This window comes from Psychrobacter sp. SZ93C1, assembly GCF_015864635.1.
GTDB classification, from domain to species: Bacteria; Pseudomonadota; Gammaproteobacteria; order Pseudomonadales; family Moraxellaceae; genus Psychrobacter; species Psychrobacter fozii.
Map to the genome: position 1 here is coordinate 205,355 of NZ_JADYWY010000001.1, position 25,498 is coordinate 230,852.

Annotated in this window: 19 protein-coding genes; 16 read left to right on the forward strand and 3 right to left on the reverse strand. The window is 42.8% G+C overall.

Annotated features, from left to right (window positions below):
* Positions 1-31 precede the first annotated feature (31 nt).
* The 4 genes from hemC to I6E83_RS00940 all read left to right on the forward strand — a co-directional run bounded on the left by hemC (position 32) and on the right by I6E83_RS00940 (position 3,668).
* Positions 32-1,066 (forward strand): hydroxymethylbilane synthase, encoded by a 1,035-nt coding sequence (gene hemC, locus I6E83_RS00925; RefSeq protein WP_197099611.1) that lies wholly within the window; start codon positions 32-34, stop codon positions 1,064-1,066.
* Positions 1,067-1,163: 97 nt separating this feature from the next.
* Positions 1,164-2,117 (forward strand): uroporphyrinogen-III synthase, encoded by a 954-nt coding sequence (locus I6E83_RS00930; protein WP_197099612.1) that lies wholly within the window; start codon positions 1,164-1,166, stop codon positions 2,115-2,117.
* A 56-nt stretch (positions 2,118-2,173) separates the two neighbouring features.
* The gene (locus tag I6E83_RS00935; RefSeq protein ID WP_197099613.1) at positions 2,174-3,115 is read left to right on the forward strand and encodes a hypothetical protein; all 942 of its coding nucleotides are present in this window, start codon (positions 2,174-2,176) and stop codon (positions 3,113-3,115) included.
* 61 nt (positions 3,116-3,176) lie between these two features.
* Positions 3,177-3,668, forward strand: coding sequence for an acyl-CoA thioesterase (locus tag I6E83_RS00940; RefSeq protein ID WP_197099614.1), 492 nt, complete (start codon positions 3,177-3,179; stop codon positions 3,666-3,668).
* Between the two features lie 137 nt (positions 3,669-3,805).
* On the opposite strand, the gene ribBA is transcribed toward I6E83_RS00940, so the two are convergent.
* Both ribBA and I6E83_RS00950 read right to left on the reverse strand, forming a co-directional pair.
* The gene (ribBA, locus tag I6E83_RS00945) at positions 3,806-4,918 is read right to left on the reverse strand and encodes a bifunctional 3,4-dihydroxy-2-butanone-4-phosphate synthase/GTP cyclohydrolase II (protein ID WP_197099615.1); all 1,113 of its coding nucleotides are present in this window, start codon (positions 4,916-4,918) and stop codon (positions 3,806-3,808) included.
* A 348-nt stretch (positions 4,919-5,266) separates the two neighbouring features.
* Positions 5,267-6,556: a replication-associated recombination protein A gene (locus tag I6E83_RS00950; RefSeq protein ID WP_197099616.1), complete on the reverse strand. Its 1,290-nt coding sequence runs from the start codon at positions 6,554-6,556 to the stop codon at positions 5,267-5,269.
* 411 nt (positions 6,557-6,967) lie between these two features.
* On the opposite strand from I6E83_RS00950, the gene I6E83_RS00955 reads away from it, so the two are divergent.
* Positions 6,968-7,501, forward strand: a complete 534-nt coding sequence (locus I6E83_RS00955; RefSeq protein ID WP_227680782.1) for a type IV secretion protein Rhs — start codon at positions 6,968-6,970, stop codon at positions 7,499-7,501.
* 265 nt (positions 7,502-7,766) lie between these two features.
* On the forward strand, positions 7,767-8,744 hold the full coding sequence (locus I6E83_RS00960) for a hypothetical protein (RefSeq protein ID WP_227680758.1): 978 nt from the start codon (positions 7,767-7,769) through the stop codon (positions 8,742-8,744).
* Between the two features lie 86 nt (positions 8,745-8,830).
* Here I6E83_RS00960 and gltA read toward each other — a convergent pair whose 3' ends face one another.
* A complete protein-coding gene (gene gltA, locus I6E83_RS00965) occupies positions 8,831-10,111 on the reverse strand; it encodes a citrate synthase (RefSeq protein WP_110922036.1) in 1,281 nt (426 codons plus the stop codon).
* Positions 10,112-11,180: 1,069 nt separating this feature from the next.
* Between gltA and sdhC the strand changes: the two genes are divergently transcribed.
* The 10 genes from sdhC (at position 11,181) to galE (ending at position 25,322) form a co-directional block, all read left to right on the forward strand.
* On the forward strand, positions 11,181-11,567 hold the full coding sequence (gene sdhC, locus I6E83_RS00970; protein WP_110922035.1) for a succinate dehydrogenase, cytochrome b556 subunit: 387 nt from the start codon (positions 11,181-11,183) through the stop codon (positions 11,565-11,567).
* Positions 11,568-11,587: 20 nt separating this feature from the next.
* Positions 11,588-11,974, forward strand: coding sequence for a succinate dehydrogenase, hydrophobic membrane anchor protein (gene sdhD / locus I6E83_RS00975; protein WP_227686587.1), 387 nt, complete (start codon positions 11,588-11,590; stop codon positions 11,972-11,974).
* Between the two features lie 352 nt (positions 11,975-12,326).
* The gene (gene sdhA, locus I6E83_RS00980) at positions 12,327-14,177 is read left to right on the forward strand and encodes a succinate dehydrogenase flavoprotein subunit (RefSeq protein WP_110922034.1); all 1,851 of its coding nucleotides are present in this window, start codon (positions 12,327-12,329) and stop codon (positions 14,175-14,177) included.
* A gap of 212 nt (positions 14,178-14,389) precedes the next feature.
* On the forward strand, positions 14,390-15,100 hold the full coding sequence (locus tag I6E83_RS00985; RefSeq protein WP_055123743.1) for a succinate dehydrogenase iron-sulfur subunit: 711 nt from the start codon (positions 14,390-14,392) through the stop codon (positions 15,098-15,100).
* A 786-nt stretch (positions 15,101-15,886) separates the two neighbouring features.
* Positions 15,887-18,772: a 2-oxoglutarate dehydrogenase E1 component gene (locus I6E83_RS00990; RefSeq protein WP_197099617.1), complete on the forward strand. Its 2,886-nt coding sequence runs from the start codon at positions 15,887-15,889 to the stop codon at positions 18,770-18,772.
* Between the two features lie 153 nt (positions 18,773-18,925).
* Positions 18,926-20,149: a 2-oxoglutarate dehydrogenase complex dihydrolipoyllysine-residue succinyltransferase gene (gene odhB, locus I6E83_RS00995; RefSeq protein WP_197099618.1), complete on the forward strand. Its 1,224-nt coding sequence runs from the start codon at positions 18,926-18,928 to the stop codon at positions 20,147-20,149.
* A 221-nt stretch (positions 20,150-20,370) separates the two neighbouring features.
* Positions 20,371-21,825 (forward strand): dihydrolipoyl dehydrogenase, encoded by a 1,455-nt coding sequence (gene lpdA, locus I6E83_RS01000; RefSeq protein WP_110922031.1) that lies wholly within the window; start codon positions 20,371-20,373, stop codon positions 21,823-21,825.
* Between the two features lie 152 nt (positions 21,826-21,977).
* Entirely contained in the window at positions 21,978-23,144 is a 1,167-nt protein-coding gene (gene sucC, locus I6E83_RS01005; protein WP_110922030.1) for an ADP-forming succinate--CoA ligase subunit beta, read from the forward strand.
* Positions 23,145-23,293: 149 nt separating this feature from the next.
* Entirely contained in the window at positions 23,294-24,169 is an 876-nt protein-coding gene (gene sucD / locus I6E83_RS01010; RefSeq protein WP_110922029.1) for a succinate--CoA ligase subunit alpha, read from the forward strand.
* Between the two features lie 100 nt (positions 24,170-24,269).
* Positions 24,270-25,322, forward strand: a complete 1,053-nt coding sequence (gene galE / locus I6E83_RS01015) for a UDP-glucose 4-epimerase GalE (protein ID WP_197099619.1) — start codon at positions 24,270-24,272, stop codon at positions 25,320-25,322.
* The last annotated feature ends 176 nt before the right edge of the window (positions 25,323-25,498 follow it).

Here is a 25,498-nt window from a genome sequence, read left to right on the forward strand (position 1 = left end):
CATAATAATACCGAACTTATTGAGGCCCTTTATGAGCAATTCTCAGCAATCTGCATTGACCACTTTAAACATAGCCACACGTCAGAGTCCTTTAGCACTATGGCAAGCTGAGCATATTCGTGCTCGGTTATTAGAGATGTATCCTGAATTAACGATTAACTTGCTCAAAATTGTCACTAAGGGTGACAAGATATTGGACACACCGTTGGCCAAAATTGGCGGCAAAGGATTATTTGTCAAAGAGCTTGAGCAAGCGTTGTATGACAAGCAAGCGGATATTGCAGTCCATTCATTAAAGGATGTGCCGATGCAGCTGCCTGAAGGGTTGACGCTAGGTGTCTATTGTAAACGTGCTTCACCTACGGATGCTTTTGTCTCTAATACTTATAATAGTATTGATGAGTTGCCAAAAGGCGCAGTAGTGGGAACGTCTAGCTTGCGTCGTCAGTGTCAGATCAAAGCTTATCGCTCAGACTTACAGATCAAGACTTTGCGCGGTAATGTTGGTACTCGTTTGGGTAAGCTAGACGCGGGCGAGTATGATGCGATTATTTTAGCGACCAGTGGCTTGCAGCGTATTGAGCTAGATGAGCGTATACGCGGTGAGCTTGAGATTGATGCTTGCTTGCCTGCAGTTGGACAAGGTGCGCTAGCAATTGAATGCCGTGAAGGTGACGATGAAGTATTAAAGCTACTAGCCCCGCTCAATGACGATAAAGCCCGTATTCGCCTTATCGCAGAGCGCGCGCTAAACCGTCATCTAGAGGGTGGTTGCCAAGTGCCTATTGCAGCCTATGCTGTTTTACAGATGGCTAGTGAGACAGATGCCAATAACGATGACAATGGCGATAACGGTAATAACGACAATGGTAATGTGTTGTGGCTCCGTGGCCGAGTAGGTCAAGCTGATGGTAGCAAATTATTAAAAGCAGAAAAGCGTGTCACATTAGTCGGTACGCAAGAAGAGCAAGAAATACAGGCCAATCAACTTGGTATTGATGTTGCTAAGCTCCTACTTGCCGATGGCGCTGGTGATATCTTATCAGCGATTTATCACCCTGAATAACACGTCAGTATCTTTATTAGCTTAGCCATAACGGCCTCACTGTAGATGTTGATGGGTGGTTAAGCCAACTTTATCAGTCTTTTGTCATGGTACGTCTATGTCATCGTCAATTTACGCCAAATCTGTGCATAAAGGTCAGGCAACGGATGCCCATCTGTTGCTACCACAAGTCGTCATCAATACCCGCCCAGTAGAGCGGTCAGCACCACTGACGCAGCACTTACAAGCGGCGGGGTTGAGTGTGGTTGAGATGCCAATGTTGGCGCTACAGTCGCGCCCAACGACTGATGATGACATTATGTTGATGCAGCAGTGGCTAGCAAGGGCTTATAAGGCACTTGTTATCGTCAGTCCAACGGCGGCCGCTGCAGGTCTAGCTGTCTGGCAAATGCTGGAGCATGAGAATCAAGTGCGAGATGACGAAAATGATCAAGTAGATGCACCTTTAAAAGCACCAAGCCATATCATTGCAGTTGGTGAGGCGACGGCGGCGGTCTTAAGTAATAGCCTTGCTCATGAGTTAGAGTATCAGGTGCGCCAGCCAGAAGTTGCCAATAATGAAAGTATGTTGGCGATGCCTGAGATTGAGAGTTTGCAGGCAGGTGATAAGCTGCTGGTATGGCGTGGGCTTGGTGGTCGGCGATTATTGGTCGATGCATTACAGGCGCGTGGTGTCCATGTCGATAGCATTGCTTGGTATGAGCGTAAGAGGCCTCTAGAAGCAATGGCTCAGTATCAGCAATGGCTACAAGGTTCTCTGACATCTTGTTCGAAGCAAGATATAGCGTTATCAGAGCAGCCGAAGCCAATCGTGGTTGTCAGCAGTGGTGCAGCTTTTGAGCATTGGGAAACCATCGTTAGCGCTGTGGCAGAGAAGGGCCTAGAACCAGCTGCTGATACAGTTCTTCGACCACTTGAGCTAGCAGATTTTGCGTATGTGGTACTAGGCGAGCGCTTAGCTAATATGGTCGCAGAGCAGCAACTATATTATTGGCGTGTAGAAGACTTGGCGCCAGAAACTATCCTCGCTGCGATCAGATCGAAACATTAATTTTTTGCATTCTTAATTTTAACTATATTTAAATCTACCAATAACGGCGTTGCCTTATGTCAATTAATTCTGAATCGTTACCTAAGGAACCTTCGGCTGTTCAACAACGCCGGCAAGCAAATATGTTGTTGGTGCGACTGCAATGGTTCGTTATTTTGTTGCTGGTTGCTGCGTTGTTTTGGCTTTATATCAGTCAACAGCGTTTTCAAAATAACGTCAATGATCGCTTACAAAGCAATGAGCAAATTACCAGTCGTCTTAACGAGATGGATGATCGCTTATTTTCGATGAGTCAACAGACGTTACCGAAACCTAGTGCCGCTGTTAGCAGTCAAGCTCAAAACCAGCTAGACTTATTACGTATTCAAATACAAGCCGCTGATAGGTTGTTGGCAGATAATAATGATAATGCTGCGATTGAGTTGCTGCGAGGATTACATTGGCAGCTCTCACAAAGTAGTAATGAGATTGCGCCAGCGCTAACCATCGTTATTAAACAAAGCTTGATGAAAGATATTGAGCGTTTACAAGCCAGAAGCTCGCAACCCAGTCCTTGGCAGCTACAAAATTTAGCCATCCAAAACATTCAAGATTTTTTGCACAGTCATGAGCGTGCGACTAGACCACCGTCTCCGACGAAAGCCACCGATAATAATGCAGGTCTAACACGTAGACAGCTCGTGATTCATGAAGTTATCATGACATTAAATCTAGCAAATCAAGCCAGTAATATGCGTGAGCAAGATCAATTTATCAGCTATTTGACGCAAGCGCGAAAGCAATTGCAGAGTCTAGTACCTCAAAACCCAGAGCCAAAAAATTCAGACGAACAAGCCTCGCTAAGTACAAAAAAAGCGGCTAACGAAACCAATGTGCAAACTAAATCATCACCTGCGAATATTCCAGAAGTTATAGATTGGTTAGATCGATTAATTGCCAATGCACCAAAACCAACACCGTTGTTAACGACACAGATTTTGGATCAACCAAAACGTTAATGTTCAACAGACCCTATTGTGCCAAAAATTTATTAATACAAAGAATAAGAGAAATGACATTATGGACAGTTTGAACCAAGAATCACATTTGGCCTCTACTCTCGCAGAAGACCATAATCCTGACGAATTGTCTCACTATCCAGTGATTCATCATCAACCCATTCATTGGGGCGAAATGGATGCCTTTAATCATTTAAACAATGTCGTTTATTATCGCTATGCTGAGTCAGCACGTATTGGATATTTGCAGGCATTAGGGATGTTTGATGGCAGTATGATCACCGTATTGGCGCAATCGAGTTGTCAGTATTTACGTCCTGTGATTTATCCAGATACTTTATTATTGGGTGTGCGTTGTCAGCGCTTGGGTAGGACCAGCATCGTAATAGAGTACAGTTACTACAGTACGGCACAACAGGCAGTCGTTGCGACGGCTGAGGCAGTTGTAGTGCGTCTAGATAGTAGTGGAAAGGATAAATTACCATGGACAATCGAGGAGCGTGAACGGCTATTAGCACTAGAGGCAAAATTTGGCCATACGCCTGAGTACTGAAACTCAAAGAACTATTCTATATAAGTGAATGAGTTGAAAGAGTAATTAAAATTATCAAACATAAAAAAGGCACGCTAACATTGGAGTAGCGTGCCTTTTTTAAGCTTAATTTTTCGACTCAATAACACAAACAAATATTAGTCTTGTTGCGGTGCTTGAACGAAATCGACCACGTTTAATTCAAAACCTGATAACGCATAAAACTTCATCGGTGATGATAATAGACGCATATCACGGACACCTAAGTGACGTAATATCTGTGCGCCAACACCAACGCTACGATACGGCTGTTGAGTGAGCATTGATTGTGATTCATTGTCTGCCGCTTTATCTAACGCATCCCCTAAATCAACGGGTTGATTGTTACCAATCCAAACCAATACACCGCGATCTGAGGCGCTAATTTCTTTTAATGCCGCTTGTACGCTCCAGCCACTACGGCCAGTCATATCATTTTTAGCCGCAAACAAATCACGTAATGGATGGAAACCATGAACACGTACCGTACTAATGCCTTCGCTGACATCGCCTTTGACTAACGCTAAATGAGTCTCATCAGCACCAAACTCACGGAAGCGATGCAAGGTGAACGTACCATGTTCAGTCTCGAAAGGATGTGATTCTACTTCTTCTACTGTTTGCTCATTGGCAATACGATAGTTGATAAGATCAGCAATCGTACCTATTTTTAGATCATGCTCTTTGGCAAATATTTCTAGATCATCACGACGTGCCATCGTACCATCAGCATTGATGATTTCGACCAGTACAGATGCTGGCTCAAGGCCTGCTAAGCGTGATAAATCACAACCTGCTTCTGTGTGACCAGCGCGATGCAATACGCCACCATCTTGCGCAATGATAGGAAAGATATGGCCAGGCTGTACAATATCTTCAGCTTTAGCAGTAGCAGAAACCGCTGCTTGAATAGTACGGGCGCGATCGGCAGCAGAAATACCAGTCGTAACGCCTTCAGCCGCTTCGATTGATACGGTAAAGTTGGTGCTGAATTTCGCTTCGTTGCGCTCAGACATCAGTGGTAAAGACAGCTGATGCGCACGAGCTTGTGAGATGGTTAGACAGACTAAGCCACGCGCATGGGTAATCATAAAGTTAATATCTTCAGGGCGCACGTGGGTCGCTGCCATGATGATATCACCTTCGTTTTCGCGGTCTTCATCATCCATCAAGACGACCATTTTACCAGCACGAATGTCTTCGATAATCTCAGGAATCGTATTTAAACTCATAGTAAATCTCAATATTTTATTATTTATAGATAGGTGTGATTTGGAATCTAAAGCATTATCTGTCTATTAGAGCATAGATAATACAGAGCGCTGTTACGGTCAAGCAAAGCGCTATTACGGTCAAGCAAAGCGCGCTATAAGCAATATCATTTGATATAAAGGTGACTCACTTAATTGCTTGTATAGTTCATTATGAGGTTATTTTAACGCTTTTCATCGCAACGTGCTGTGTCATCTTCCCACTATATCGTTCAGTATGTCAAAAATCGTCATAAGTATTATCAATGACTGCTACTATTTATGCATTAAAGCGCACGTCACATAATAAGATGGCACGTCTATACGTGGTTAGTCATTACTTGCTGCTTGGGTTTTTAGCCAATCCATAAATTGTTTACTATGTTGTTCTCGCTGATTGTCTGCAAACTCATAAAAGCGTGTGCCGATTAAATTTTCTGGTAAATAAGACTGCGGATAGTAATGGTTGGGATAATCGTGAGGATAGACATAGTCCTGACCATAACCTTGATGTCGCATCAGCTTGGTCACGCCATTGCGCAGATGTAGCGGTACAGGAGAGGCATCTTTTTCTGCCAACGTCATCGCAGCATTGATCGCTTTATACGTGCTATTGCTTTTGGCACTGGTCGCCAGATAAACCACCACTTGACCTAAAATTAGACGTGCTTCAGGCATGCCAATGGATTGCACACTGCGTAGTGCTGCATCAGCTAGGAGTAAAGCATTGGGGTTGGCATTGCCGATATCTTCGCTGGCTAAGATGACCAATCGGCGCGCGATGAAGTCCGCAGGCTCACCGCCCACTAGCATCCGAGCCATCCAATACAGTGCTGCATCAGGGTCAGAGCCACGTACTGACTTTATCATTGCTGATACGATATCGTAATGCTGCTCACCATCTTTATCGTAGCGGATCAGTGCAGTCTGTGCTACCCGACCGACCAATGCATCATCGACGATAATCGGTGATTGCTTAGAGTCAGCCGTTTGAATGGCAAGCTCTAATAAGTTCAGCGCCTTTCTAGCATCACCATGTGCCAGTTGACTGATAGTGTCTTTTGCTTGCAAGTCGACGGTCAGTTCTTTTAGCACGTTGTCTTCCGACAGAGCCCGTTGCAATACTGCGCTGATTTGCTCTGGTGTCAGAGGTTCTAGACGATACACTTGGCAACGTGAGAGTAGGGCATTGTTGACACTAAATGAGGGGTTTTCAGTCGTAGCACCAATCAAAGTGATATCGCCAGACTCTACCGCGCCTAGTAGTGCATCTTGCTGTGCCTTATTAAATCGGTGAATCTCGTCGATGAACACCACAGGCGACTCGAATACCAGTGAGTCCTTATTGTCTAATACTTCGCGTAACTGTTTAACCCCAGTATTCAACGCGGACAGCGCATGAAAAGGTCGATTAACCGCATCAGCCAGTAGCATAGCAATGGTTGTTTTACCAATACCCGCTTCCCCATGCAAAATAATCGATGGCAGGTGCCCTTGTTCGACCAAACGTCGCAGAGGTGCACCTGCTGCCAGTAAATGCTCTTGACCTATGATATCGGCCAGCGTAGTGGGGCGCATGCGCTGAGCAAGTGGAGTATCAGCATGAAAACTAGGTGGCATAGGGCTTCTCTATTATCAATTTAAACAGCTATCAATTCGCGTGTCACAACAGTGATGGATAAGTTTGTATGGTTGCATTTAAACAGCTACACATCACGCTACACTTATTATTCTATTGGAAATGAACATTTCTGCCTGTTTGGCATGATTTTCGCACTAATGAATATTAGATCTTAGCAATAAAAAAAGGCTAATTGAATCGACTATATTTGCTATGTGTCTACACGATAGGTTAACGCAATCTTATGTTAATGAAAGCTCGCTAAGTGTATAGCTTATGTCCCAGTCACTTTGGTTTGCAGATTTTATCCCTATTAACGGTTCAGTCATATTAATGAGCAGTATCAATAAGCATGGCTCACCAAGCATAATTTATTAAAAGTGGTCTATCAAGCATAGGATATTACAGTGATGACGTCTCAATCGATATTTAAGCGTTTTTTGAATCGATGTTTATATCGCAGTGCACAGCAAAAATCACGCTTACTCACTGTGAGCGAGGTGACGCTAGCACGTTCAGTATTCGGTGACAGCATTGACCTTGATGGCGTTCAGCTTAAGACTGCTTGGTGGGTGCTAAAAAATTATGCCGTTAGCCCTAATGGCAATATTTACTTTAATCCTGCAGATTGGATTACAGATTTTAGCGAGGCCTCACTAGGTAAGCAAAGCTGGCTGATACATGAGCTGACCCATGTCTGGCAGCTACAACAAGGCTTGAAAGTCGTGCGTGGTGCGGTTATCGATCGTCGTTATGATTATGTGCTTGAGGTAGGGAAACCTTTTCTTAAGTATGGTATCGAGCAGCAAGCACGCATGGTACAGGATTACTTTATTCGTCATCGGCGCGGGCAAGACTGCCAAGCTTTGGAAGCCTGTATTCCATTTTTGGTCACAAGCTCTATCGACGAAACAAAAAATACAGATAACTCGTTCACAATTTAATTTTTTTATAGAGACAAATAGTGACTATAGCTGATTCAATTTAAAAGTAGTACAAGGCAACCGAGTGTAGAGGTATGTTTAATACTTCAAATGAGGTTAAAGCAGTAATACTTTTATAGTGGAATGACTATATGATAAGAATTAGTATAAAGCATGCTTTGTGCTTTAAAAGGTCACGATAACTCTGAGAAAAGTAAAGTAGCAAAGGATTGCTACGATAACTATAGCTTTTAATATTTGTGCTTTAACAAGGATATTTACGCTCATGTTTAAATTTTTGCCAGTAAAGCTCGCTCTGAGTGCCAGCCATAAAGCGAATAACCGTTCGGCTTATGATAATTCTCTTAATGAGAGTGTTCAGCCACGGCGCTCGTCCCCAACACTGCTAGCGGCAACACTGACAGGCATGATTTTATTGATAGGTTGTCAGCAGCAGTCAGATACACAGCCTGTCGTCGATGCCAGTCAGACCAGTGATCCAGAAAACGCTCAAGACAGTGAGCCAATGGCACAAAGCGATGCGGCCGCTGCTCGTATAAAGCAGTTTCAGCCCATTTACGTCACACAGATGCAAGGGTTACAGCGCCGCTTACAAGCAGAGTATGAATCACTGGAAGTTGCTGATACCTCAGAAAATGCAGACTCGCTACTAAACACTAATATCAAGACCGATAATACTAGCGATGTCATTGATGGCAGCGACGAAAACGTAGCTGCTCCTACTTCTTCAGCCACCGCACCTACTAATTCGGTGGATACTACTGCTATAGATAGCGATGTTGATGCTACGGCTGATATCAATACCAGTACAGAAGTAGGTGAGCGAGATTTAACTGTCTTAAAACGTATCAGTCTTGAGCCACGTAAACCTACTATGATGACCGAAGATCAAATCATTGACAGCTATCAGCAAGCGATGGAGGCTCTTTATCAGCCTGTGACGTCTCCGCTTAATGCAGAAGATATCAATACTTTAATTAATATAGCGACGTTGGCACCACAATTGTTTGAAAGCGCAGAAATTGCTGGGAGAGTCAGTGCCAAGAGTCCAGCGCTGGCACGGTTGATAATCCAACATCAAGTTTGGGAGCAAATAGAAGCCCAGCAAGTCATTGATATGCAACAGATGAAAATTGATCAACAAAAAGAGTTTGAGTCGCTCATGTCTAAGTTCAACGAGACAATTGAAGGATACGATGAACAGATTGCCAAGTACGAGCAGACATTAGAATCGTTTAAATAAATATTTTCAGCAATTAAGACAATTTCTAAGCAATAAAAAATCCCGCACAATGGCGGGATTTTTCATTGAGCAAAAATTATCTCTATCTATTTGCGGTCTTCAACTTTAACAAAATCGCGATGCGACTCGCCAGTGTATAACTGACGTGGACGACCGATTTTGAACGGTGCGCTGTGCATCTCTAACCAATGGCTGATCCAACCTGAAGTACGAGCTAGTGAGAAGATTACGGTAAACATTGACGTTGGGATACCGATGGCTTTTAAGATAATGCCAGAGTAAAAATCAACGTTTGGATATAAGTTACGCTCAACGAAGAACGGGTCTTCTAAAGCAATCTTTTCAAGCGCCATCGCCAACTCAAGCTTAGGATCGTTGATACCAAGTGCCGCAAGTACTTCGTCACAAGTTTCTTTCATGACTTGTGCGCGTGGGTCAAAGTTTTTGTAAACACGATGACCAAAGCCCATGAGCTTCACTTCACGGCTCTTCACTTTTTCCATGAATGCAGGTACGTTTTCAACTGAACCGATTTCGTCTAGCATCTCAAGAACAGCTTCGTTCGCGCCGCCATGTGATGGACCCCAAAGGGCTGCGATACCAGCTGCGATACAGGCATAAGGGTTTGCACCAGTAGAACCAGCCAAACGTACAGTAGACGTTGAAGCATTTTGCTCATGGTCAGCATGCAAAGTAAAGATTTTGTCCATTGCGCGAGTGATGACGTCGTTAGTTTTATAATCAACATCAGCAGGCGTAGCAAACATCATGTACAAGAAGTTTTCTGCGTAGTTAAAGTCATTACGCGGATACATGAACGGCTCGCCTTGTGAGTATTTATAACTCATTGCAGCAAGTGTTGGCATCTTAGCGATTAGACGAATAGCAGTGATTTCACGATGCTCTTCATTGCTCACATCTAGATTTTCATGATAGAACGCTGATAACGCACCAACGACACCGACCATAATGGCCATCGGATGCGCGTCACGGCGGAAACCTTCAAAGAACTTACGTAATTGGTCATGAACACCCGTATGTTTACGGATTTTTTCAAAGAAGTCTGCTTTTTGCTCAGCGTTTGGTAGGTCACCATGAATCAGTGCATAAGCAACTTCTAAGTATTCAGCGTTGTTTGCTAACTGATCGATAGGGTAGCCGCGGTGTAATAACTCACCTTTGCCACCATCAATATAAGTAATCTTTGATTCCACAGGGGCTGTTACTTTAAAACCAGGGTCATAAGACCAAAAGCCTGAGTCTTGTAGAGCAGCAATATCGATAACTGGGCGCCCTAAAGTACCTTCGATGATAGGAAATTCGTACTCTTTACCATTTACGGTTAATTTGGCATTAGTGTCAGCCATAAATTGCTCTCCATTGTTTTAGCTTGTTAGAATAAAATTATTGCAGACGCATACCCTCGCGTCGTCGATTATTACAGGCACATACCCTTGCGCCATCATCAGTCAAATGCTCAAAATACATCTAACTCGTTTAATACGCAGAGTATATTAGCAGCAATTCCCTATGATTTGAAAAGACTTTTACTGTCAACACTGCCAATTAGTATGGTTTTGACGTGTTTATTCACTGTAATTTTTGTATCAAAATATGTCTGGTAAGCTATTTGTCTTTTAAACCGCTTCTTTATAGAAAGTAATGATTATCATTAACATTATAATATTAAAGTGTTTTTAGCAATATTATAAGTTTAACGGTTTAGTCATATTAACTATAAAACAGACAGAGTATGAACAAACGACCATTTAGTTTAGATTTATGGTTCGTTAGGGGTGGGTAATACTAATGAATTAATATTGCAAATAGCCAGCTTTTTGTTAATTAATCTCTAATAACCAATATTTAGGGGATAAATTTGTAATTAGCGCCCAGTCATTTTATAATTAGAGGGATTTAACTGGCACTAGCTTTGCGCATATTGAGCGATCATCTTAATGGAATAATCAGTGAAGCTTTGCTTTACTCATATTTTGTTACGATTGGACGACCAGTTTATAGACCAAAACCTAGCTTATCGTTTGAATATTCTTGTTAACTGTTCTATTTTTAGATAGCCAACAGTGAAGTTTACCTTAATAAATTGATCGTATAGAGATGACACAATGGCGTTATCTTTTTTTGTTAATGGGAATCAGTAAAAATAGAATAGTTAATCGATTGATCCCAAGCTTCGTACTTATTGTCATAACGTAAGTAGAAGGCTCGTTAATAAAAGGGTGTATCAGTTCAACGAGTCAGGTTCGACCGTCTATAATGATCGTATAAGACATATTCGCCTTTTAACTTTAGCGCAAATTAAACTACGTCAGCTAGCCCTTCCTTACTTTATTCGTCTCATGTGTTGCTCGTCGCTGTTGTATAGCATTTATACAAAGCGTGGATAGCAGATACAGGAGTATAACCGCAAAAAGGATGCCCGCTGTGAAAAGCAACCGACCTATTGATCTGCCTTTAAGCCAAGTGATTAGCGTTAATCGCTCACCGATTGCAATTGCCTCAATTTTGCATCGTATATCTGGCATTATTTTATTCTTACTTATTCCTGTCATGTTGTGGTTGTTACAGAATTCTTTGGCATCGCCTGAGAGTTTTGCAACCGTATTTGACAACGTACTCGTGCGCTTTTTGGCATGGATATTTGTTGCCGCGATCGCTTATCACTTTGTGATGGGCATCAAGCACTTATTTGCTGATATGGGCATGAACGAAGAGCTAAAATCTGGACGTGCCGCTTCTAAGGTCAGTTTTGTGATCGCAGCGATTCTAATTGTCGCGTCATTTGTATGGGTGATGTTCTAATGATTAAAAACGATTCAGGAATAAAAAGTGCGACTGGTCTGACCGGCTCAGGCTCACGTGATTGGATTATCCAGCGTATCAGCGCTGTTGTTTTAGCCGTTTATAGTGTGGTGTTGCTGGGTTTCTTTTTGACCCATGGCGACGTCACTTATCTTGAGTGGTCATCATTTATGACTAGCCTGCCTATGCGTTTATTTAGCTTAGTAGCAGTACTTGCGCTAGCAGGCCATGCTTGGGTTGGAATGTGGACAGTCTTTACTGACTATATTACTACTGGCAAACTAGGCTCAAGCGCAGCAGGTTTACGTTTAGTCCTACAGTCATTGATGATTATCGCTATTTTAGTATTTCTATTTTGGGGTATCATGATTTTTTGGGGTAGTGGCTTCAGTGTTGTTGCCGTTTAACCAATAATTTATACCTTTACTATCTATAAATAATAACGGATGCACTCAGCAGCATTATTGGCTGCTGAATGACTCCAAAGCCGTCCGTTATAGCCGATAATAGTCATAGCATTGGGCAATTTCTGACTTGAGCAGTCATTTAAAGATAACTGAGTCAAATTGAAAGTAAACGAAATTAGCCTAATATAACGATAGATATGCAAATTAAGTGGTTAAAGGTTGTTCGCGTCACCGTCTTAAATAATTGTGTTCAATGGCCGAATAAATATGACATTTGGCCCTGCAACGAGATGACGCTTAATACAGCTTTTTTATTTAATTCTAAGCATTAACAGGCATTAGGAAAACCGTAATGGCAACTAGACAAGATAATACCATTAGTAATATTAAGACCCTAAACTACGATGCAGTCATCGTCGGTGGTGGCGGCTCAGGTATGCGTGCTTCACTACATTTGGCTGAAGCAGGTATGAAGGTTGCAGTCCTTACCAAAGTATTCCCAACGCGTTCGCACACGGTTGCGGCTCAGGGCGGTATCGGTGCAAGTTTGGGTAACATGAGTAACGATAACTGGCATTTTCACTTTTATGACACCGTCAAAGGGTCAGATTGGTTGGGTGATCAAGACGCTATCGAATATATGTGCCGTGAAGCGCCAAAAGTCGTCTATGAGCTTGAGCACATGGGCATGCCGTTTGACCGTAACGAAGATGGCACGATTTATCAGCGTCCGTTTGGTGGTCATACCTCTAACTATGGCGAAAAAGCCGTTCAACGTGCTTGTGCTGCTGCTGACCGTACAGGTCACGCACTGCTACATACGTTATATCAAAAAAACCTAGAGCAAGGTACTGAGTTTTTCATCGAGTGGATTGCCCTTGACTTGATTAAAGATGAAGCTGGTAACATCAACGGCGTCATCGCACTTGAGCAAGAGACTGGTACTATTGCTGTATTTCAGTCACCGATTACTGTTCTAGCGACAGGTGGTGCAGGCCGTATCTTTGCAGCTTCCACCAATGCTTATATCAATACTGGTGACGGTATTGGCATGGCGGTTCGTGCAGGTATTCCGTTACAAGATATGGAATTCTGGCAGTTCCACCCGACGGGCGTTCATGGTGCAGGCGTACTATTAACTGAGGGTTGCCGCGGTGAAGGCGCTATCTTGCGTAATAAAGATGGCGAAGCATTCATGGAGCGTTACGCACCAACCGTAAAAGACTTGGCACCACGTGATCTAGTATCACGCTCTATGGACCAAGAAATCAAAGAAGGCCGTGGTTGTGGTCCTAATGCTGACCATATCGTTATGGATATGACGCATTTGGGTGTTGAAACCATCATGAAGCGTCTGCCATCAGTATTTGAGATCGGTAAAAACTTTGCCAACGTAGACATCACTAAAGAGCCGATTCCAGTTATCCCAACCATTCATTATATGATGGGCGGTATTCCAACCACTATTCATGGTCAAGTGGTGACACCTGATTTAGAAGCAGGTACGGACGAAGAAGGTCAATACACGCAAGGCAATGTCGTTAAAGGTCTTTATGCCATCGGCGAATGTGCTTGTGTGAGTGTTCATGGTGCCAATCGTCTAGGCACTAACTCACTACTTGATCTATTGGTATTTGGCCGTGCTGCTGGTAAGCATATTGTTGATGAATTCCATCATGCTGACCATAATTACAAGCCACTTGATCCTCGTGTACTTGATTACACTATGCGTCGTTTGGACAAGCTGCAACAGTCTACTGAAGGGTACAATGCTCAAGAAGTGGCTGACGAGATTCGCAGCACTATGCAATTACATGCCAGTGTATTCCGTACTCAAGCAATGATGGACGAAGGCGTTGAGAAAATTTTAGCGCTAGGCGACAAAATCGACCAAATTCATTTGGCTGATAAATCACAAGTCTTTAATACTGCGCGTATCGAAGCTTTTGAAGTTGCCAACTTGTACGAAGTGGCCAAAGCGACAATGATATCAGCGGCTATGCGCCATGAAAGCCGTGGTGCCCATAGTGTGTCTGATTATGATCGTCCAGAAGATGATGAGCATGCACCAAATGGCCGCGATGACAAAAACTGGATGAAGCATACCTTATGGTATTCTGAAGGCAATAAAATTATTTATAAGCCAGTTCGCAAAGTTCCATTGACAGTTGATTATATCGAGCCAAAAGTTCGCGTCTATTAATCTTAGATGTTGCGCCTGATATACAGCAGCAGCGTTAATGTTTTATCCTTTATTAATTTATTAAAAAGGTGACCGCCAGCTACATGCACTTGCCAGCGCTAGCACACTATTAATCGGTATTTGATATCGTTTATCAGTACAGATTAATAGTTAGCGTCATCCTGTTGCAATCTTTGTATGCCCGCCATCACCTACGTGTGGAGTTTAGCATTATGAGCCGAGGTACTCGCACCATCGAAATCTATCGCTACGATCCTGATCTGGACGCAGCGCCACGCATGCAAACGTATACCATTGAGTTGTTAGACTCAGATCGTATGTTGCTTGACGTGTTATTACGCCTAAAAAAGGAAGATGAAACACTGACCTTCCGTCGCTCTTGCCGTGAAGGCATCTGTGGCTCTGATGGCATGAACATCAACGGCAAAAATGGTCTAGCATGTCTAATCAACATGAATACTTTGCCAGAAAAAGTAACGGTACGTCCGTTGCCTGGTCTTCCAGTTGTTCGTGATTTGGTCGTCGATATGAACCAATTCTACGAGCAATATGAAAAAGTACATCCGTACTTAATCAATGACCAACCAGCACCGCCAACAGAGCGTCTGCAATCGCCTGAACAGCGTGAAAAACTGAATGGTTTGTACGAATGTATCCTATGTGCTTGCTGTTCAACCAGCTGCCCATCATTCTGGTGGAACCCTGATAAGTTCCTAGGTCCATCAGCATTACTACATGCTTATCGCTTTGTTGCTGATAGCCGTGATGGTGATACTCAAGCACGTTTGGCTCGTCTAGATGATCCATTTAGCTTGTTCCGCTGCCGCGGTATCATGAACTGTGTGTCAGTTTGTCCAAAAGGCCTAAATCCAACCAAAGCAATTGGTCATCTGCGTAATATGTTGATTGACCAAGCAGGTTAATCGTTTATAATTGCATGGTTTTTTTGCAGATATAATACGAAAAACACCACCTAATATATTAGGTGGTGTTTTTTATGATTTAGACTCTGAGAGAGTTTGGCTTTTTCTTTAGATGCAAATAAGCTGTAGCGATGAGGAAAACGACCGACGATCAAAGGTAAGGCTGTGCTAACAATACGTTGGCCGTGTGTAAGAAAACATGATATATGCACAAGCAATCTATATAATTGGCAACAGTAAAAAGCATTCATCAAGAGATATTGGCTACGTTAAATGTTAGAATAGCGCATAGTTGTACTGGTAGGATGTTGTGATGAGTAAATATCAGTTAGCGATAGTTTGTGTTACTGGTAATATACCAACAAGATATCATATCGAGACAGAATAGGGTCAATATGCAGTACCTAAGGTGAGAATAGTTATTCATTACCTAAATACCTAGTATTGAACAAACAAACTATGGCCTAAAATACAGGCGTGCTACTCTATACAGCAGTGTATGTTTGGCTGAAAAGTTGTAACATGTTAGAAATAATAAAAAATTGTAGTGAAAATTATCAGTTAAAACGTTGATAGTTTAACGATAACTTTTTACCAATTAATTGGTTATGGCTAACAGTAGTATATATAAATTAATTTTGTGAAACGAGCCGGATAACAAAACTGGACGTTCACAAATAATTGTATTGCTAATATAGATATTGCAGGCGACAGCACTTAACGTACGACAGATGACACAATAATAAGCACGATTCCATTCATTTATCTATCAAATAGACGATTATTATGAATAGTATAACTAAAGAAGCAAAAGGCTCAGGACATACAGAACTGGCCGCTGATAACGCCCAGTATATCGAAGCTCTTTATGAGCAGTATCTGAATGACCCAAGTAGTGTTGATACCGAGTGGCAAACGTATTTTGCACAATACAAATCGCCAAATGATGCACCGCATAATGCTATTAAAGACCAGTTCTTATTGCTTGCCCGCAATCAGACTGCAGGCAAAAGTAGCGATCAAGCGACCAGCTCAGCGCCTAGTGCTTTAGTAGATGGTGGTAACCCAAAGAAAATGGGTGTACAGCAGCTGATTTCAGCCTATCGCCGCCGTGGTCATCGCCGTGCTAGCCTCGATCCGTTAAACCTTGAAGTACGTGCAGAAGTAGAAGATTTAACCCTCGCTTACCATAACCTTTCAGAAGCTGACCTTGATACCGTATTCCCTACCAATGATCTAAGTATCGCTAAAGATTCAGCACCTTTACGTGAAATCATTGAGATCATGGAACGTGTTTATTGCCGCCACATTGGTGTCGAATACATGCACGTAACCACCAGCGTAGAAAAACGCTGGATGGAAAAATATCTAGAAAGCAACTTAGGTCATATCAAATTTGATACAGAAAAACGTATCTCTATTCTTAAACGTCTTACAGCTGCTGAAGGCTTAGAAAAGTATTTAGCACGTAAATATACGGGTGTGAAGCGTTTCGGTCTAGAAGGTGGTGAAAGCTTTATTCCTGCTATCAATGAAATCATCCAACGTGCTGGCGGTTATGGCACCAAAGAGATGGTCATTGGTATGGCTCACCGTGGACGCCTAAACCTGTTAGTAAATATCTTAGGTAAAAACCCTGCGGACTTGTTTGACGAGTTCGATGGTAAGGTACAGCCAGAAAAAGGCTCAGGTGATGTTAAATATCACAATGGTTTCTCATCTAATGTGATGACGCCAGGTGGCGAAGCTCATTTGGCTTTGGCCTTTAACCCGTCACATCTTGAAATCGTTGCGCCAGTATTGCAAGGTTCAGTACGTGCCCGTCAGGTGCGTCGTAATGACCAACCTCTTTTAGACAATAAAGGCGGTAATTCAGTACTACCAATCGTCATTCATGGTGATGCTGCTTTTGCTGGTCAGGGCGTGGTTCAAGAAACCTTCCAGATGTCACAAACCCGTGCTTATACCACTGGTGGTACCGTACATATTGTTATCAACAACCAAGTAGGCTTTACCACTAGCCGTCAAGAAGATGTTCGTTCAACTGAATATTGTACTGACGTGGCAAAAATGGTACATGCGCCTATCTTACACGTGAACGGTGATGATCCAGAGTCAGTCGTATTCGCAGCTCAATTGGCATTAGATTATCGTCATGAGTTTGAGAAAGACATCATTATTGATCTGTTCTGCTATCGTCGTAATGGTCATAACGAAGCTGATGAACCATCAGCGACGCAGCCACTTATGTATGCTGTCATCAAAAAGCTACCAACCACTCGTACGCTTTATGCACAACAGCTTATCAAAGAAGGCATCCTGAATGCCGATCAAGAAAAGCAGTATGAAGATGAGTATCGTGAGTCTTTAGATCGTGGTGACTATGTTGCCAACTCATTGGTCAATGAACCGAATGAGGGCTTATTTGTAGATTGGACGCCTTATTTGGGTCATGATTTGGTCGATGAGTGGGATACCAGCGTCGATATCGAAGTCCTAAAAGGTTACGGACGCCGTATGGCCGAAATGCCAGAAGGCTACAAGCTACAACGCCAAGTTCAAAAAGTAGTTGAGCAGCGCCTAGCTATGCAAACTGGCGAAGAGCCATTGAACTGGGGTGCAGCTGAGACATTGGCTTATGCTTCATTGGTCGATAACGATAAAGTATTGGTACGTATTACTGGTGAAGATGTAGGCCGTGGTACGTTCTCACATCGTCATAGTGAAATATACAATATCAATGACGGCAGCATGTATGTGCCATTGGCTCATATGAGTGAAGACCAAGCTCGTTTTGCAACTTATAACTCATTGCTATCAGAAGAAGCAGTGCTAGCCTTTGAATATGGTTATGCAACGACAGTCCCTAACGCATTGGTCGTTTGGGAAGCGCAGTTTGGTGATTTCGTCAACGGTGCACAGGTTGTTATCGATCAATTTATCTCAAGTGGCGAAACTAAGTGGCAGCGTGTTTGTGGTCTAACGATGCTGTTACCACATGGTTTTGAAGGTCAAGGCCCTGAGCATTCATCTGCGCGTCTTGAACGTTTCTTACAGCTATGTGCTGAAGACAACATGCAAGTCATCACGCCGACGACTCCAGCACAGATTTATCATGCACTACGTCGTCAAGCGGTACGTCCTATTCGTAAGCCGTTGATCGTTATGTCACCGAAGAGTTTGCTACGTCATAAGTTAGCAACTTCAAATCTGGAAGAGCTTGCCAATGGTAAGTTTGAAACCGTCATTTCAGAGATGGACGATCACAACGCAGACAAAGTGACTCGTATGGTGCTATGTGGCGGCAAGGTTTATTATGACTTGCTTGAGCAGCGCCGTGCACTAGGTCTAGAGCATGTAGCTATCGTTCGTATCGAACAGCTTTATCCGTTGCCAGAGCAGCGTTTGATGGCTGAGATTGAAAAGTATAGCAACTTGGCTGAGATCGTATGGACGCAAGAAGAGCCGCTTAACCAAGGCGCTTGGTATTACTTAGCACCGCATATGTACCGTATTGTCGTACCGCACCCAACCAAGGCGAAAGTCATGGAGCCGGTGGCACGTCCTGCTAGTGCAGCACCTGCAACAGGTTCACCAAAACTACACGCTCAACAGCAGCAAGCGTTAATCGCTGGCGGTCTTGGTATCAGTGTTGATGAGTTGTCTAAGTAACATATTATTGAATGCAAATGAATCAGGCGATAACAGTCAGTATGCTGTAATAAAATCTAGATAGTATTATCTAAGATCGCTATCCAAGATGGCACTGACTGTTTATCACGACTTAATAACAAATATGAATATCCAAATCTAAGGAGTATATCGATGGCTGATATCAAAGCCCCCGTTTTTCCAGAATCGGTTGCCGACGGTACAATCGTTGAGTGGCATGTTACTGAAGGTCAGCAAGTTAACCGTGATGACCTATTGGCTGAAATCGAAACTGATAAAGTCGTATTAGAAGTTGTAGCGCCTGACAACGGTGTTGTGACCAAAATCGTCAAGCAAGTTGATGATACTGTTTTGTCTGATGAGCTTATCGCTCAATTTGAAGCGGGTGCGAGCGCTAGTGCAGACACTGCTACAGAAGCAGCAGTGCCAGCACAAGCAGCAGACGGCGGCGAGCCAGTACAAGCAGCGGCTCAAAACGACAGCAATGATGCAGATCATAAAGATCAAAGCCCAGCGGTTCGCAAAGCTGCGAAAGAAAGCGGCGTAGATCCTAAAGAAGTTGAAGGCAGTGGTCGTGGCGGTCGTGTTACCAAAACTGATATGGCAAATCCAACATTGAAATCAGACAGCAGCATCAAGTCTGACAGCGGCCGTCCAGTTGCTGAATCAACAGGTGAGCGTACTGAAAAACGTGTTCCAATGACGCGCCTACGTAAAACAGTAGCGAATCGTCTATTGTCAGCATCACAAGATACTGCGATGCTAACGACGTTTAACGAAGTGAATATGAAGCCGTTGATGGACATGCGTGCTAAGTACAAAGAACAATTCGAAAAACGTCATGGTGTACGTTTGGGCTTTATGTCATTGTTCGTAAAAGCAGCAACAGAAGCACTCAAACGCTTCCCAGCTGTGAACGCTTCATTAGATGGCGATGATATCGTTTATCATGGTTATTATGATATCGGTGTTGCAGTCTCTTCAGATCGCGGCTTGGTTGTTCCAGTATTACGTGATACAGATCGCATGAGCATGGCTGATGTCGAAAGCCGTATTCGTGAGCTTGGTGGCCTTGCTCAAAAAGGTAAACTTGGTCTGAATGACATGACTGGCGGTACTTTCACTATCTCAAACGGTGGTGTATTTGGTTCATTGATGTCTACACCTATTTTGAACCCACCACAAACGGCTATCCTAGGTATGCATGCTATCAATGACCGCCCAATGGCTGTCGATGGCAAAGTTGAAATCCTACCAATGATGTACTTGGCACTCTCTTATGACCATCGTATGATTGATGGTAAAGAAGCAGTACAGTTCTTAGTAACCATCAAAGAATTGGTTGAAGATCCAGCCATGCTTCTACTAGACCTATAAGCTTCTAAGCTTGTATTGGCAACCGCTGATACAAGCTTTTTAACTTTAGTCTAGACAGTGGTATTAGTTGTTTGTTAATAAATAAGAACGTTTCGCTGACATGGTGTATTGACCATTAAGCAGAAGCATACTGAGTAAAAACATCGCTTATTTATTAACGAGATAATCCTCAGTTAAATGATATTTACAATTAGAATGATAATTAAAAATAGGAACGTACTATGAAAGACAATTATGATTTAGTCGTCATCGGCGGCGGTCCTGGTGGTTATGAAGCCGCTATCCGTGCAGGTCAGTTAGGTATGAGCGTTGCTTGTATCGAAAAACGTGTTTATAAAGGTGAGCCAGCGCTTGGTGGTACTTGCTTGAACGTTGGTTGTATCCCATCAAAAGCATTGCTTGATAGCTCACATCGCTATGAAGCGACCAAGCACGATCTTGCTGAGCATGGTATCAGCACTAGTGACGTAGCAATCGATATCGAAAAAATGATTGCTCGTAAAGAAGGCATCGTTAAGCAATTGACTGGTGGTGTTGCTGCTTTGCTAAAAGGCAATGGTGTTGATTGGCTGCAAGGCTGGGGCACATTGGTTGATGGTAAAGGCGCTGACAAGCAAATCAAATTCACTGCACTTGCAGACGAAAGCGAAACCACAATCACTGCTAAGAACGTGATTCTTGCAGCAGGTTCTGTCCCTATCGATATCCCTGTGGCCAAAACTGATGGCGATCGTATCGTTGACTCTACTGGTGCACTTGATTTCACCGAAGTTCCTAAGCGTCTAGGTGTTATCGGTGCTGGTGTTATCGGTCTTGAGCTTGGTTCAGTATGGCGTCGTTTAGGTGCTGAAGTTGTTGTCTATGAAGCGCTTCCAAGTTTCTTAGCAGCTGCTGACAAAGACATCGCAAAAGAAGCTGGAAAAATGCTGAAGAAGCAAGGTCTTGATATCCGTGTTGATACCAAAGTAACCAATGCTGAAGTTAAAGGCGATCAAGTTGTTGTCACTAGCGAAAGCAAAGGCGAATCAAGTGAAGAAAGCTTCGACAAACTTATCGTTTGTGTAGGCCGCCGCGCATACTCTGAAAAATTGCTTGGTGATGACAGTGGTATCACATTGACTGAACGTGGTCTTATCGACGTAAACGATCAGTGTAAGACCAACCTTGATGGCGTCTATGCTATCGGTGACTTAGTCCGTGGCCCTATGCTTGCGCATAAAGCAATGGAAGAAGGCATGATGGCTGTTGAGCGTATTCATGGCGAAAAAGCTCAGGTTAATTATGATACTATCATCAACGTAATTTACACGCATCCAGAAATCGCATGGGTTGGTTTAACTGAGCAAGAAGCTGAAGCAGCTGGCTATGAAGTTAAAACTGGTTCATTCAACCTAGCAGCTAACGGCCGTGCACTTGCTCAAAGTGAAGCGGAAGGCTCTGTGAAAGTTGTTGCTGATGCCAAAACAGATCGTCTGTTAGGTATGCATGCTATCGCTGCTGGTGCTGGCGATATCGTCCATCAAGGTATGATCGCGATGGAATTTGTCTCTAGTATCGAAGATTTGCAATTGATGACATTTGCGCATCCAACTATTTCAGAAGCTGTGCATGAAGCTGCTCTGTCTGCTGATGGCCGTGCTATTCACGCCATTCAGCGCAAAAAGCGTAAGAAATAAGTAGTTAGTTTGATAAGTACTGACTTATAACCTGACTGTAGTGTCGCTGTCAAAGCTATCGCTACAGTCACGAGTGCGCCAGACGGATGTCTAATATATATGCGCACTCATTTTCACTTTTTATTAATTGTAAAAAATAAAGGATACAATCAATGAATTTACATGAGTATCAAGCAAAAGAGCTGTTAAAAAGCTATGGTTTGCCGATTCAAGAAGGCATCATCGCCTATAGTGGCGACGAAGCTGCTGCTGCTTTTGATAAAACGCCAACTGACATTGCGGTTATTAAAGCGCAAGTACATGCTGGTGGTCGCGGTAAAGCTGGTGGTGTGAAGCTGGTTAAAACTCGTGAAGAAGCTAAGCAAGTAACTGAAGAGCTAATCGGTACCAATTTGGTTACTTTCCAAACTGACGCTGATGGTCAACCAGTTAACTTCGTATTGGTTGCAGAAGATATGTATCCAGTACAAACTGAGCTATATCTTGGCGCAGTGGTTGATCGTGCGACTCGTCGTGTGACTTTCATGGCATCAACCGAAGGTGGTGTTGATATCGAAGAAGTAGCAAACGAGACGCCAGAAAAAATCTTCAAAGTACATGTTGATCCTTTAGTTGGTCTAATGCCTTTCCAAGCGCGCGATGTTGCGTTCAAACTTGGTCTAGAAGGCAAGCAAATCAACCAGTTCGTTAAATTGATGACTGGTGCTTATAAAGCATTTGTTGAAAACGACTTTGCGCTAATGGAAATCAACCCATTAGCGGTTCGTGAAAATGGCGAAATCGTTTGTGTTGATGGCAAAATCGGTATCGATTCAAACGCACTATATCGTCTGCCTAAAATTGCAGCACTACAAGACAAAACTCAAGAAAACGAGCGTGAGCTTAAAGCTGCTGAGTTTGACCTAAACTACGTTGCCCTAGAAGGTAACATCGGTTGTATGGTTAACGGTGCTGGTCTTGCAATGGCAACGATGGATATCATCAAATTGTATGGCGGCAAGCCTGCTAACTTCTTGGACGTTGGCGGCGGTGCAACTAAAGATCGCGTTGTTGAAGCTTTCAAGATCATTCTTGAAGACAGCAGCGTTGAAGGTGTTCTAATCAACATCTTCGGTGGTATCGTACGTTGTGACATGATTGCAGAAGCCATTATCGCTGCTGTTAAAGAAGTCGATGTACAAGTACCTGTGGTTGTACGTCTAGAAGGTAATAATGCTGAAAAAGGCTTACAAATTCTAGAAGAGTCTGGTCTTAAGCTGACTACAGCTCAAGGCCTAGCAGATGCCGCTCAAAAAATTGTCGATGCGGTTAAAGCCTAAGTCTTTAATGATTGGTATTTAGCAATAAATACCAAAGCATAGTAGTCAACGCGTGATAGTGGCTTTTATATAAACATTGACCATTAATATTGAATAAAAATGGTACTAAGAGTCGCTATCACAAGACAACCGAATACAAGGAATAAATAATGAGTGTATTAATCGATAAAGATACCAAAGTATTGGTACAAGGTTTCACTGGTAAAAATGGTACGTTCCACTCTGAGCAAGCGATCGAATACGGTACTAAAGTAGTCGGCGGCGTAACGCCAGGTAAAGGCGGTCAAACGCATCTAGGCCTACCAGTATTTAATACTATGGCAGAAGCCATGGAAGCGACTCAAGCTGACGCTTCTGTTATCTATGTACCTGCACCATTCGTACTAGATTCTATCGTTGAAGCAATCGATGCTGGCGTTAAGTTGATCGTTGTGATCACTGAAGGCGTACCAACTATCGATATGCTAAAAGCCAAACGCTATCTTGAAGAAGCGGGCGATGTGCGTTTAGTTGGTCCTAACTGCCCAGGCGTGATCACTCCGGGTCAGTGCAAAATCGGCATCATGCCAGGCCATATCCATCAGCCAGGTAAAGTGGGCATCATCTCACGCTCTGGTACATTGACTTATGAAGCCGTAGCTCAGACAACTAAGCTTGGTTTTGGTCAGTCAACTTGTATCGGTATCGGTGGTGATCCTATCCCTGGTATGAACCAGATTGACGCATTGAAATTGTTCGAAGCTGATCCACAAACTGAAGCTATCATCTTAATCGGTGAGATCGGTGGTACTGCTGAAGAAGAAGCTGCTGCTTACATCAAAGACCATGTAACTAAGCCAGTTGTTGGTTATATCGCTGGTGTTACGGCTCCAGAAGGCAAGCGTATGGGTCATGCTGGCGCTATCATCTCTGGCGGTCAAGGTACTGCTGAAGAGAAATTCAAAGCGTTTGAAGATGCTGGCATCGCGTATACGCGTGACCCATCTAAGCTTGGCGAAAAACTGAAAGAAGTTACTGGCTGGTAAGCAAGATAGGCATAAGTCTACAGTTTCACTACTGAAACTACATTGAAAAAAAGTAAAGACACCCCTACAATGGGGTGTCTTTTTATTTAAAAACGATATTATGAAACATAAGATATTAGTTACTGGTGGTGCTGGATATATTGGCTCTCACACTTGTATTGCACTGTATGAAGCAGGCTATGATATTGTAGTATATGATGATTTATCTAATAGTAGCTATGAAGCAATTCGTCGTGTTGCTACTCTAATTAACCAACATATTGAGTTTATCGAAGGTGATGTTAGAGACACTGAGTTGCTCAAAAAAGTATTTGCATCTCATAATTTTTTTGGCGTAATTCATTTTGCAGGGCTAAAAGCGGTTGGAGAGTCAGTTGTCAAGCCACTGCTATACTATAGTAACAATGTCAGCGGTACTGTTACATTATTAGAAGTTATGACGGAGTATAACGTTAAGAATTTTATTTTCTCATCATCCGCAACTGTATATGGTGATCCTGAAACTCTACCTATTGATGAGAAATCGAAGCGATCCTGTACCAACCCTTACGGACAAAGTAAGCTTACAGTGGAACATATATTAGAAGACCTAGCCTTATCAGATGCTACGTGGAGTTTAATTCCTCTTAGATACTTTAATCCAGTTGGTGCCCATCCATCAGGACAGATTGGGGAAGACCCAAATGATACCCCCAATAATTTGATGCCTTATATTTCACAAGTAGCAGTCGGTAAGCTTGCTAAACTCGATATATTTGGAAATGACTATTTTACTATAGATGGAACAGGTGTACGGGACTTCATACATGTTACTGATTTGGCGCAAGGTCATGTAGCTGCACTTAGTTATTTAGAGCACCAACTTAACTCAGGAAGCTGTTTAGATATTGCAGGTGCAGTAGGTTTTCTGCCTATTAACCTAGGAACAGGAAAAGGTACTTCTGTATTAGAGTTGGTAGATACATTTTCTGAGGTCTCTGGGAAATCTATACCTTATCAATTTACGGATCGCCGTGCAGGAGATATTGCCAGCTGCTATGCTAGTGTCAGTAGTGCAAAAGATTTATTAGGGTGGGAAGCTAAACTGTCCATTACCGATATGTGCCAAGATACATGGCGCTGGCAGATAGCTAATCCTAATGGCTATAACTAAAAATATTAATGATATTTGATAATAGATAGATTTTCATTTTTTATAATAATTGGTATAGATTTATCATATTTTTTTAAATTCTAATTTAAGATTTTTTATAATGTTTTCTAAGATATAGGTATGCAGGGTAACTGCGAGAACTATACTGAAAGGATATACTGGCACTCATAAAATAA